This is a genomic window from Streptococcus sp. HMSC072D07, from assembly GCF_001814835.1.
Classification (GTDB): Bacteria; Bacillota; Bacilli; order Lactobacillales; family Streptococcaceae; genus Streptococcus.
In genome coordinates this window covers 23,373-34,808 of sequence record NZ_KV818074.1, presented here as the reverse complement: position 1 = coordinate 34,808, position 11,436 = coordinate 23,373, and the positions used below count along the sequence as shown (strand labels likewise).

The window sequence follows — 11,436 nt, the reverse complement described above, 5'->3', positions numbered from 1 at the left end:
ATACTCTTCGAAAATCTCTTCAAACCACGTCAACGTCGCCTTGCCGTATATATGTGACTGACTTCGTCAGTCTTATCTACAACCTCAAAACAGTGTTTTGAGCAACCTGCGGCTAGTTTCTTAGTTTACTCTTTGATTTTCATTGAGTGTAATCAAATACTTTCCCAGACCTTTCGCCGTAATGAAAACACCTGAAATCGGTTGATTTCAGGTGTTCGGAAACTTTGAGACCTAGGCTCAAAGTTTAGGTATGGAATTTCGAAGAAGGTCGCTACCGTCCGTCATTACTTAAGGAAAGTCTTAAAAAATCTATAAACTAAAAAGAGCCATCGGGCTCTTTTTAGTTATCCTCAAGCTCCTGTGTTTCTTTTATCACAGTTAGTCTAGTTTGGAAATCTTTTTCCAAGACTTTGAACTTGTAGGTTAAATCTTTTTGGTATTCCTTGATAAGGGTTTTTTGTTGGTCGATGATTTGTAGGCTGTTTTGGATGATATCCAAATCATCCTTGATAGCTTGGACGCGGTCAGTTGTATCTAGCACTTCATACTGAATGGCTTGGCGATTTTTCACGACAAAATAACTTCCAGCTGCAGCTCCTGCGAATAGCAGTAGATTTGATAGTTTCATGGCATCTCCTTAAGCGTTTTTAATGGTTTCAGCGACTTGGGCAAGTTTGTCAAAGTCAGGTTCGTGGGCGATAAAGTCAATCTTGAGGTCATCTTCTGCACCGTAGCGAGGAACAAGGTGCACGTGGGTATGAAAGACTGTTTGACCAGCGACTTCTTCACAGTTAGCAATGATATTCATGGCAGCAGCCTTGGTAGCCTTCATGACTTTTTGAGCCACTGTTGGTACTTGGGCAAAGAGTTGGCTAGCGCTGGCAGCGTCCATCTCCAAAAGATTGCGATAGTGCTCTTTGGGTACAATGAGGGTGTGTCCAGGCGTTACTTGAGAGATATCAAGAAAGGCAAGAACCTGCTCATCTTCGTATACTTTGGAAGCAGGAATCTCTCCTGCGATGATCTTACAAAAAATGCAATCTGACATAAAATCCACCTCTACTGTATTGAATTTTGATATAATATAGCTACATTATACCAGATTCGGAGAAAATATGTTAGAAATTAAAAACCTGACAGGAGGCTATGTTCACGTTCCTGTCTTGAAAGATGTGTCCTTTACAGTTGAAAGTGGGCAGTTGGTCGGTTTGATTGGGCTCAACGGTGCTGGGAAATCAACGACAATCAATGAGATTATTGGTCTGTTGACACCTTACAGTGGAGAAATCAAGATTAATGGTCTCACCCTGCGAGAAGATGCGACCAGCTATCGCAAGCAGATTGGCTATATCCCAGAAACGCCTACTCTGTATGAGGAATTGACTCTTAGAGAGCATATCGAGACGGTGGCTATGGCCTATGGTATTGAGCAAAAAGCGGCTTTTGAGCGAGTAGAATCTTTGTTAAAAATGTTTCGTTTGGATCAAAAATTAGATTGGTTTCCTGTGCATTTTTCCAAAGGAATGAAGCAGAAGGTCATGATTATCTGTGCCTTTGTCGTAGATCCGAGTCTTTTCATCGTTGATGAGCCTTTTCTTGGCCTCGATCCGCTGGCGATTGCCGACTTGATTCAGCTTTTAGAAGTAGAAAAGAAAAAAGGCAAGTCCATTCTTATGAGTACACACGTGCTAGACTCAGCAGAAAAGATGTGTGATGCCTTTGTCATTCTCCACAAGGGAGAGGTGCGGGCTCAGGGGAACCTCCAGCAACTCCGTGAAGCCTTTGACATGCCTGAAGCGAGTTTGAATGATATTTACTTGGCTCTGACCAAAGAGGAGGAGCTATGAAAGACTTGTTTTTAAAGAGAAAGCAGGCTTTTCGTAAGGAGTGTGTCGGTTATCTGCGTTATGTTCTCAATGACCACTTTGTCTTGTTCCTGCTAGTTCTCATCGGTTTTCTAGCTTACCAGTACAGTCAACTCCTGCAACATTTTCCTGAAAACCACTGGCCTATCCTCTTGTTTTTGGGGATTGTATCTGCCTTGCTTTTGGCTTGGGGAGGAATCGCGACCTACATGGAAGGGCCTGACAAGCTCTTTCTCTTAGTCAGTGAAGAGGAGGTTAAGTCTCACCTCAAAGGGCAGACGATGCGCTCACTGGTCTTTTGGCTTTTTGTCCAGACCCTTTTCTTGCTTTTATTTGCGCCCTTATTTTTAGCCATGGGTTATGGCTTGCCAGTTTTTCTCATCTATGTGCTTTTATTGGGAGCTGGGAAATATCTTCTCTTTCGCCAAAAAGCCAGTAAATTTTATACTGAGACTGGCCTCAACTGGGACTATGTGATTGCCCAAGAAAGCAAACGCAAGCAAGTTTTGCTTCGTTTCTTTGCTCTCTTTACTCAGGTCAAGGGCGTTTCCAATAGTGTCAAACGTCGCGCTTATCTGGATTTCATCCTAAAGACTGTTCAGAAGGTACCTGGGAAAATTTGGCAAAATCTCTATCTTCGTTCTTACTTGCGAAATGGAGACCTCTTTGCCCTCAGTTTGCGTCTTTTGCTCCTATCCTTGTTAGCTTTGCTCTTTATCGAGCAATCTTGGATTGCGACAGCAGTGGTGGTTCTATTTAACTACCTCTTGCTCTTTCAGTTACTCGCCCTCTATCATGCCTTTGACTACCAGTACTTGACTCAGCTCTTTCCACTAGAAAAAGGGGAGAAAGAGAAGGGATTGAAACAGATTGTAGTCGGTGTGGGAAGTGCAGTTCTTTTGTTAGAATTGCTGGTCGGAGCAGTGGTTTTTCAAGAAAAAATAGCCTTGTTGGCTCTTGTAGGGGCTGGTTTCTTCCTACAATTGTTTTATTTACCTTACCAACTAAAAAGATTGGTTGACGAATAGACCAAAAACTAGTAGAATAGTAAGGAAACTTTATACGGAGGAAAGAAATGGACTTGGGTGATAATGAGCTAACGCTGACCCCTATCCCTGGGAAGAGTGGCAAAGCTTATATGGGAAGCTACCCTGATGGGAAGCGCGTCTTTGTAAAAATGAACACCTCTCCAATCCTACCTGGCCTTGCCAGAGAACAAATCGCTCCTCAATTACTATGGACTCGTCGTTTAGCGGATGGTCGTGATATGTGTGCACAAGAATGGTTGACGGGCAAAATCTTGACCCCCTACGATATGAATCGCAAGCAGATTATCAATATCTTGAACCGCCTTCACCGCTCGCGTCCCTTGATGAAGCAGTTGAGCCGTTTGGGCTATACCATGGAAACACCAGTTGATTTGCTACGTTCTTGGCAGCAAGGAGTTCCAGAAATCTTGAAGCAGAACCACTATTTGAACAGTGTGATTGCTGAGCTAGGTAAGACGGTTCCAGGTTTTAGGGAAGACCATGCAACGATTGTGCATGGAGATCTTCGTCATAGTAATTGGATTGAGACAGAGAGTGGACTCGTTTATCTAGTGGATTGGGATTCGGTTCGTCTGACGGATCGTATGTTTGATGTAGCGCATTTGCTATGCCACTACATTCCGGATCATCAGTGGCGCCAATGGTTGAGAGACTACGGCTATAAGTACAATCAGACAGTGTTAGATAAATTGTATTGGTATGGTCAGTATTCTTACTTGAACCAGATTGCCAAATACTGTGAAAATCAAGATTTAGACAATGTAAACCGGGAGATTTACGCCTTGCGTGTCTTCCGTGACAAGTATGGAAAGAAGAGATGAGAGTTAGAAATCGTAAAGGGGCTACAGAATTACTAGAGGCCAATCCTCAGTATGTGGTCCTCAATCCCTTAGAAGCAAAAGGGAAATGGCGAGACTTGTTTGGAAATGATCATCCTATTCATGTTGAGGTTGGAAGTGGGAAAGGGGCCTTCGTATCTGGAATGGCCAAGCAAAATCCCGACATCAACTACATCGGGATTGATATCCAAAAGTCGGTATTGAGTTATGCCTTGGATAAGGTATTAGAAGTTGGAGTGCCCAATATCAAGTTGCTGTGGGTAGATGGTTCAGATCTGACCGACTACTTTGAAGACGGTGAGATTGATCGTCTCTACCTAAACTTTTCAGATCCCTGGCCTAAAAAACGCCATGAAAAGCGTCGTTTGACTTACAAGAGTTTCTTGGATACCTTCAAGCGCATCTTGCCTGAGAATGGGGAAATCCATTTCAAGACAGACAATCGTGGCTTATTTGAGTATAGTCTAGTGAGCTTTTCTCAGTATGGGATGAAACTCAATGGTGTTTGGCTGGACTTGCATGCCAGTGATTTTGAAGGCAATGTCATGACAGAATATGAGCAAAAATTCTCCAGCAAAGGTCAAGTGATCTATCGAGTTGAAGCAGAATTTTAAGAAATAGCTTGAAAACCAGCTGTTTGAGTGCTAATGCTTTACATAAATTGACAAACGTGCTATACTGATAGTAAGAATATGAGAAAGAGAGGCGGGGAAATATCTTCGCCTCTTGCTTATGAGGAGGTGGACGCAATCGCAACAATCGTAGAATTAGTCAGAGAAGTTGTAGAACCTGTCATCCAAGCACCTTTCGAGCTCGTGGATATCGAGTATGGAAAGATTGGCAGTGACATGATTCTCAGTATTTTTGTAGATAAACCCGAAGGAATTACCTTGAACGACACGGCAGACTTGACAGAAATCATCAGTCCTGTCTTAGATACCATCAAGCCCGATCCCTTCCCAGAACAATATTTCCTAGAAATCACCAGTCCAGGCTTGGAACGTCCTTTGAAAACCAAGGATGCTGTCGCTGGAGCTGTTGGGAAATACATCCATGTCGGGCTCTACCAAGCCATTGATAAGCAAAAAGTCTTTGAAGGCACCTTGGTATCCTTTGAAGGGGATGAGTTGACTATGGAGTATATGGACAAGACACGTAAGAAAACCGTTCAAATTCCATACAGTTTAGTATCAAAAGCACGTTTAGCAGTAAAACTATAGAAAAGAAAGGATAGCTTTTGAGGATTCAAAAGTAAAAAGAACATGAGTAAAGAAATGCTAGAGGCCTTCCGCATTTTGGAAGAAGACAAGGGAATCAAAAAAGAAGACATCATCGACGCAGTAGTAGAGTCGCTTCGTTCCGCTTATCGCAGACGCTATGGTCAATCTGACAGCGTAGCTATTGATTTCAACGAAAAGACAGGTGACTTTACTGTCTATACTGTCCGTGAAGTTGTTGATGAAGTATTTGATAGCCGTTTGGAAATCAGTTTAAAAGATGCCCTTGCTATTAATTCAGCCTATGAGCTTGGGGACAAGATTAAATTTGAAGAAGCACCAGGTGAGTTTGGTCGTGTAGCAGCCCAATCTGCCAAACAAACCATCATGGAAAAAATGCGCAAGCAAACACGTGCTATCACCTACAATACTTACAAAGAGCATGAGCAAGAAATCATGTCAGGTACAGTAGAACGTTTTGACAACCGCTTTATCTATGTCAACCTTGGCAGCATCGAAGCACAATTGTCAAAACAAGACCAAATTCCTGGAGAAGTGTTTGCTTCCCACGATCGTATTGAGGTTTACGTTTATAAAGTTGAAGACAACCCTCGTGGTGTCAACGTCTTTGTTAGTCGTAGCCACCCAGAAATGATCAAACGATTGATGGAACAAGAGATTCCAGAAGTATATGATGGAACTGTTGAAATCATGAGCGTAGCCCGTGAAGCAGGTGACCGTACGAAAGTTGCTGTTCGTAGCCACAATCCTAACGTGGATGCTATCGGAACAATCGTTGGACGTGGTGGAGCGAACATCAAGAAAATTACTAGCAAATTCCACCCAGCTCGCTACGATGCTAAGAGTGACCGCATGGTACCGGTAGAAGAAAACATCGACGTTATCGAATGGGTAGCAGATCCAGCTGAGTTTATCTACAATGCCATTGCTCCTGCCGAAGTTGACCAAGTTATCTTTGATGAAAATGACAGCAAACGTGCCTTGGTGGTTGTGCCAGATAACAAACTATCTCTTGCTATCGGTCGTCGTGGACAAAATGTTCGCTTAGCAGCACATTTGACTGGTTACCGTATCGATATCAAGTCTGCAAGTGAATTTGAAGCTATGGAAGAAGCAGGTCAAGTGGATTACGCTGAAACAGACGAATTGACTGAAGAATAAGATCTGCAAGAGGAGGGAAAGATGAAAACAAGAAAAATCCCTTTGCGCAAGTCTGTTGTATCCAATGAAGTGATTGACAAGCGTGATTTGCTCCGTATTGTCAAGAACAAAGAAGGTGAGGTCTTTATCGACCCGACAGGCAAGGCTAATGGCCGGGGCGCTTATATCAAGCTAGACAATGCAGAAGCCCTAGAGGCTAAAAAGAAAAAAGTCTTTAACCGTAGCTTTAACATGGAAGTCGAAGAAAGCTTTTATGACGAGTTGATCGCCTATGTTGATCACAAAGTAAAAAGAAGAGAGTTAGGACTTGAATAAGCAAAAAGTAAGTAATCTCTTGGGATTGGCTCAGCGAGCAGGGAAAATCATCTCGGGTGAAGAAATGGTTGTCAAAGCCATTCAAGACCGGAAGGTTAAATTGGTATTTCTAGCTCATGATGCTAGCCCAAATCTAACCAAGAAGATTCAGGATAAAAGCCACTATTATCAAGTAGAAGTTATTACCGTGTTTTCAACACTGGAATTAAGCATAGCAGTCGGAAAATCGAGAAAGGTTCTGGCTGTAACAGATGCTGGATTTACAAAGAAAATGAGGTCTCTTATGGAATAGAAGAGGAGGACATGATTTGTCTAAGAAAAGATTGTACGAAATCGCAAAAGAACTTGGAAAAGAAAGTAAGGAAGTTGTAGCGCGTGCAAAAGAGCTGGGCTTGGAAGTGAAAAGCCATGCATCAAGCGTAGAGGCGGCTGCTGCTGAGCAAATCGCGGCTAGCTTTAAGCCTGCTACTCCAAAAACAGAAGCAAAACCTGTAGCACCAAAAGCAAGTGTAGAAAAGAAAGTTGAAAAGCCTGTATCAGATAAACCAGTTGTCGCTAAGGAAGAAAGTAAACCAGCTACACCTGCAGCTCCTAAGGAAGAAAAAGTAGTGGCCGCAAGACCACAGAGTCGAAACTTCAAGGCGGAGCGTGAGGCGCGTGCCAAAGAGCAGGCAGAACGACGCAAACAAAACAAGGGCAACAACCGTGACCAACAACAAAACGGAAACCGTCAGAAAAATGACGGCCGTAATGGTGGTAAACCTGGTCAAGGGAACCGCGACAATCGCCGACTCAACGACCAAGGGAAAAAATCACAAGGTCAAGGGAATCGTGGCAATGATCGCCGTCAGCAACAAGACTTCCAGCCAAAACAAGCTGGACCACGTGTTGACTTTAAAGCCCGTGCAGCAGCCCTAAAAGCAGAGCAAAATGCAGAGTACGCACGCTCAAGCGAGGAGCGCTTCAAACAATCGCAAGCAGCCAAAGAAGCCTTGGCTCAAGCTAACAAACGCAAGGAGCCAGAGGAAATCTTTGAAGAAGCTGCTAAGCTAGCTGAACAAACGCAGCCAGCCGTAACAGTAGCTCCTGTAGCGAAAGAAGCGCCAGTGGATACACGTCGTAAAAAACAAGCTCGACCAGACAAAGAACGTGACGATTATGATCACGAAGAAGATGGTCCTAGAAAACAACAAAAGAATCGAAGTAGTCAGAATCAAGTGAGAAATCAAAGAAATAGTAACTGGAATAACAACAAGAAAAATAAAAAAGGGAACAAGCAAAACAACCGTAACCAGGCTCCAAAACCTGTTACAGAGCGTAAGTTCCACGAATTGCCAACAGAATTTGAGTATACAGATGGTATGACTGTTGCGGAAATCGCAAAACGGATCAAACGTGAACCAGCTGAAATCGTTAAGAAACTCTTTATGATGGGTGTGATGGCCACACAAAACCAATCCTTAGATGGAGAAACCATCGAACTCCTCATGGTGGATTACGGTATCGAAGCCAAACAAAAGGTTGAAGTGGATAATGCCGACATCGAACGTTTCTTTGTCGAAGATGGCTATCTTAATGAAGATGAATTGGTTGAGCGTCCACCAGTTGTAACCATCATGGGACACGTTGACCATGGTAAAACAACCCTCTTGGATACCCTTCGTAACTCTCGTGTTGCGACAGGTGAAGCAGGTGGTATCACGCAGCATATCGGTGCCTACCAAATCGTGGAAAATGGCAAGAAGATTACCTTCCTTGATACACCAGGACACGCGGCCTTTACCTCTATGCGTGCGCGTGGTGCATCTGTTACCGATATTACTATCTTGGTTGTAGCGGCCGACGACGGGGTTATGCCTCAGACTATCGAAGCCATCAACCACTCAAAAGCGGCAAACGTTCCAATTATCGTGGCTATCAACAAGATTGATAAACCAGGTGCCAACCCAGAACGCGTTATCGGTGAATTGGCAGAGCATGGTGTTATGTCAACAGCTTGGGGTGGTGATTCTGAATTTGTTGAAATCTCAGCTAAATTCAACCAAAACATCGATGAACTCTTAGAAACGGTCCTACTTGTGGCTGAAATCCAAGAACTCAAAGCAGACCCAACAGTGCGTGCGATTGGTACGGTTATCGAAGCGCGCTTGGATAAAGGAAAAGGTGCGGTCGCAACCCTTCTTGTCCAACAAGGTACCTTGAATGTCCAAGACCCAATCGTTGTCGGAAATACCTTCGGTCGTGTCCGTGCTATGACCAATGACCTTGGTCGTCGTGTCAAGGTTGCAGGCCCATCAACACCAGTTTCTATTACAGGTTTGAACGAAGCGCCAATGGCGGGTGACCACTTTGCCGTTTACGAAGATGAAAAATCTGCGCGTGCAGCCGGTGAAGAACGTGCCAAACGTGCTCTTATGAAGCAACGTCAAGCTACTCAACGTGTCAGCCTTGAAAACCTCTTTGATACGCTTAAAGCTGGTGAGCTTAAGTCAGTTAATGTTATCATCAAGGCCGACGTACAAGGTTCTGTTGAAGCCCTTTCTGCCTCACTTCAAAAGATCGATGTAGAAGGTGTCAAAGTTACCATTGTCCACTCGGCAGTCGGTGCTATCAACGAATCTGACGTGACTCTTGCGGAAGCTTCAAATGCCTTTATCGTTGGTTTCAACGTACGCCCTACACCACAAGCGCGTCAACAAGCGGAAGCTGACGATGTAGAAATCCGTCTCCACAGCATTATCTATAAGGTTATCGAAGAGATGGAAGAAGCCATGAAAGGGATGCTTGACCCAGAATTCGAAGAAAAAGTTATCGGTGAAGCAGTTATCCGTGAAACCTTCAAGGTATCTAAAGTGGGAACCATTGGTGGATTCATGGTTATCAACGGTAAGGTTACCCGTGACTCGAAAGTCCGTGTTATCCGTGACGGTGTCGTTATCTATGATGGCGAACTCGCAAGCTTGAAACACTACAAAGACGACGTGAAAGAAGTTACAAACGGTCGTGAAGGTGGATTGATGATTGATGGCTACAATGATATCAAGACTGATGATGTGATTGAGGCCTATGTCATGGAAGAAATCAAGAGATAAGATTTTTGCTCCTTTCTTAGGTGGTGAGGGACGCAAGCAAACCGATGGTTTCATTGCTTATTTTTGAGTCTAGTGTCTCAAAAATCCCCTGTGATGGGACTGATAAATCAGTTCCATCACTTTCACCACAGCGAAAGAAGCGGATGAGTTCAAATTGAACTTCGTTTCAATTTGAGCTGAAAATCAATAAATTTAAAAATAGCTAGGTCTGCTGGCCTAGCTTTTGGGTCAAAGTAGAGAAAGGAATATCATGGCAAATCATTTCCGTACGGATCGTGTGGGCATGGAAATCAAGCGTGAAGTCAACGAGATTTTGCAAAAGAAGGTCCGTGATCCGCGTGTCCAAGGTGTGACCATTACAGATGTTCAGATGCTGGGTGACTTGTCTGTTGCCAAGGTTTACTACACCATTTTGAGTAACCTTGCTTCGGATAACCAAAAAGCTCAAATCGGGCTTGAAAAAGCAACTGGTACAATCAAACGTGAACTTGGTCGCAATTTGAAATTGTACAAAATCCCAGATTTAACCTTCGTCAAAGATGAGTCCATTGAATATGGAAACAAGATTGACGAGATGCTACGCAATCTGGATAAGAACTAAGAAAGAGGGGCAACCCTCTTTTTTGTTGCCAGAGTATGATCATTGCTATTTGACGATGTATCTATCTGATAAAAATCGGTTTAAAAAATTTGTAAATTTCACATAGTATGATATGATAAAGTCTGATATGAATGAAAAACGGAGAGACATATGGCTAAACAAGATATAGCTATGCAAGTGCTGCAACAAGTAGTAAAATTACCCGTGGTCAAAGTTGATCGGGAGAAATTTTTAGTAGAAAAGTTTTCAAAGGAATTAGATCGCAAGGACATTTCAACTTTGATTGAACAAGGACCGACTTCTTTGTTGCCCCAGGAAAGCTTGGATCGAGTGGCCAAGGCCTGTATTAAGGACAATGTCCTGTTAGCCAGTGGAACATCGGTGTTAGCAGGTCTACCTGGAGGCCTTGCTATGGCGATCACTATCCCGACAGACGTAGCCCAGTTTTATGCTTTTTCATTGAAACTAGCTCAAGAACTAGGGTATATTTACGGATTTGATGATCTTTGGGCATCGCGCAATGAGTTAAGTGAAGATGCTAAAAACACTCTCTTGCTGTATCTCGGTGTGATGCTGGGAGTAAATGGCGCAGGTGCCTTGCTTCGATCAGGCGGTGTGACAGTAGCCAAGCAAGTCATAAAAGTAGTGAACAAGAAAGCCTTGACAAAAACTCTTTGGTATCCGATTTTAGAAAAAGTTTTGAAAATTTTTGGTGTCAATCTGACAAAAGGAGGCCTAGCTAAAGGGATGGGGAAAGTGATTCCTATCCTAGGTGGAGTCATTTCTGGTGGCTTAACCTTTGCGACCATGAAACCGATGGGAGAAAGATTGCAACAGGAATTGTCCAAGCTAGTCAACTACAATGAAGTGCAATATCAAAGAGACGTTGATACTATCCGAAAAGAGGTCGAAATCATCGAAGGTGAGTAATATGGGATTCATTAAAATTCTAGCCAAGACTTACGGGAATTACTTTTTTGTGATGCAAAGCATCAAAGTCCTGAAGAACATGAAAAAAGACGACAATGCTCTAGTAGGTTTCGGGAAAGTACTGCTTGCTGACAAGTTGATGGATGTAGCCCAGTGGCTCGCAAAACCAGATGATAAGGAATAACTTGAAATGAAAGAAACTAGCAGGAACTCTTCTGCTAGTTTTTTAATCTCTTTCCATATGGTATAATATAAGCAGTAAAATCATTTTATACTCTTCGAAAATCTCTTCAAACCACGTCAGCTTCACCTTGCCGTAGGTATGGTTACTGACTTCGTCAGTTCT

Annotated in this window: 14 protein-coding genes; 12 read left to right on the top strand and 2 right to left on the bottom strand. The window is 43.2% G+C overall.

Features of this window, described 5'->3' with window-relative positions; translation table 11 throughout:
- Positions 1-340: 340 nt before the first annotated feature.
- Both HMPREF2991_RS07755 and HMPREF2991_RS07750 read right to left on the bottom strand, forming a co-directional pair.
- Positions 341-628: a hypothetical protein gene (locus HMPREF2991_RS07755; RefSeq protein ID WP_070567073.1), complete on the bottom strand. Its 288-nt coding sequence runs from the start codon at positions 626-628 to the stop codon at positions 341-343.
- Between the two features lie 9 nt (positions 629-637).
- On the bottom strand, positions 638-1,048 hold the full coding sequence (locus tag HMPREF2991_RS07750; RefSeq protein WP_070567076.1) for an HIT family protein: 411 nt from the start codon (positions 1,046-1,048) through the stop codon (positions 638-640).
- 67 nt (positions 1,049-1,115) lie between these two features.
- On the opposite strand from HMPREF2991_RS07750, the gene HMPREF2991_RS07745 reads away from it, so the two are divergent.
- The 12 genes from HMPREF2991_RS07745 (at position 1,116) to HMPREF2991_RS07690 (ending at position 11,274) form a co-directional block, all read left to right on the top strand.
- Entirely contained in the window at positions 1,116-1,847 is a 732-nt protein-coding gene (locus tag HMPREF2991_RS07745) for an ABC transporter ATP-binding protein (RefSeq protein ID WP_000889946.1), read from the top strand.
- Complete coding sequence (locus HMPREF2991_RS07740) at positions 1,844-2,893, top strand: ABC transporter permease (protein ID WP_070567079.1); 1,050 nt, start codon at positions 1,844-1,846, stop codon at positions 2,891-2,893. The genes HMPREF2991_RS07745 and HMPREF2991_RS07740 overlap by 4 nt, the downstream gene beginning before the upstream one ends.
- Before the next feature lie 47 nt (positions 2,894-2,940).
- The gene (gene ccrZ / locus HMPREF2991_RS07735; protein ID WP_000363014.1) at positions 2,941-3,735 is read left to right on the top strand and encodes a cell cycle regulator CcrZ; all 795 of its coding nucleotides are present in this window, start codon (positions 2,941-2,943) and stop codon (positions 3,733-3,735) included.
- Positions 3,732-4,367, top strand: coding sequence for a tRNA (guanosine(46)-N7)-methyltransferase TrmB (trmB, locus tag HMPREF2991_RS07730; protein WP_001266088.1), 636 nt, complete (start codon positions 3,732-3,734; stop codon positions 4,365-4,367). Before ccrZ ends, trmB begins: the two co-directional genes overlap by 4 nt.
- A gap of 126 nt (positions 4,368-4,493) precedes the next feature.
- Positions 4,494-4,973: a ribosome maturation factor RimP gene (rimP, locus tag HMPREF2991_RS07725; RefSeq protein WP_000338696.1), complete on the top strand. Its 480-nt coding sequence runs from the start codon at positions 4,494-4,496 to the stop codon at positions 4,971-4,973.
- A 42-nt stretch (positions 4,974-5,015) separates the two neighbouring features.
- A complete protein-coding gene (gene nusA, locus HMPREF2991_RS07720) occupies positions 5,016-6,152 on the top strand; it encodes a transcription termination factor NusA (RefSeq protein WP_006147911.1) in 1,137 nt (378 codons plus the stop codon).
- 21 nt (positions 6,153-6,173) lie between these two features.
- Positions 6,174-6,467 (top strand): RNase P modulator RnpM, encoded by a 294-nt coding sequence (gene rnpM, locus HMPREF2991_RS07715; protein ID WP_006144965.1) that lies wholly within the window; start codon positions 6,174-6,176, stop codon positions 6,465-6,467.
- Entirely contained in the window at positions 6,460-6,759 is a 300-nt protein-coding gene (locus tag HMPREF2991_RS07710) for a YlxQ-related RNA-binding protein (RefSeq protein WP_004251819.1), read from the top strand. Before rnpM ends, HMPREF2991_RS07710 begins: the two co-directional genes overlap by 8 nt.
- 16 nt (positions 6,760-6,775) lie before the next feature.
- Positions 6,776-9,559, top strand: coding sequence for a translation initiation factor IF-2 (infB, locus tag HMPREF2991_RS07705; protein WP_070567082.1), 2,784 nt, complete (start codon positions 6,776-6,778; stop codon positions 9,557-9,559).
- Positions 9,560-9,809: 250 nt separating this feature from the next.
- Positions 9,810-10,160, top strand: a complete 351-nt coding sequence (gene rbfA / locus HMPREF2991_RS07700) for a 30S ribosome-binding factor RbfA (protein WP_001273601.1) — start codon at positions 9,810-9,812, stop codon at positions 10,158-10,160.
- Positions 10,161-10,310: 150 nt separating this feature from the next.
- Entirely contained in the window at positions 10,311-11,090 is a 780-nt protein-coding gene (locus HMPREF2991_RS07695) for a hypothetical protein (protein ID WP_070567085.1), read from the top strand.
- A gap of 1 nt (position 11,091) precedes the next feature.
- Positions 11,092-11,274, top strand: coding sequence for a hypothetical protein (locus tag HMPREF2991_RS07690; RefSeq protein WP_044020283.1), 183 nt, complete (start codon positions 11,092-11,094; stop codon positions 11,272-11,274).
- Positions 11,275-11,436 lie beyond the last annotated feature (162 nt).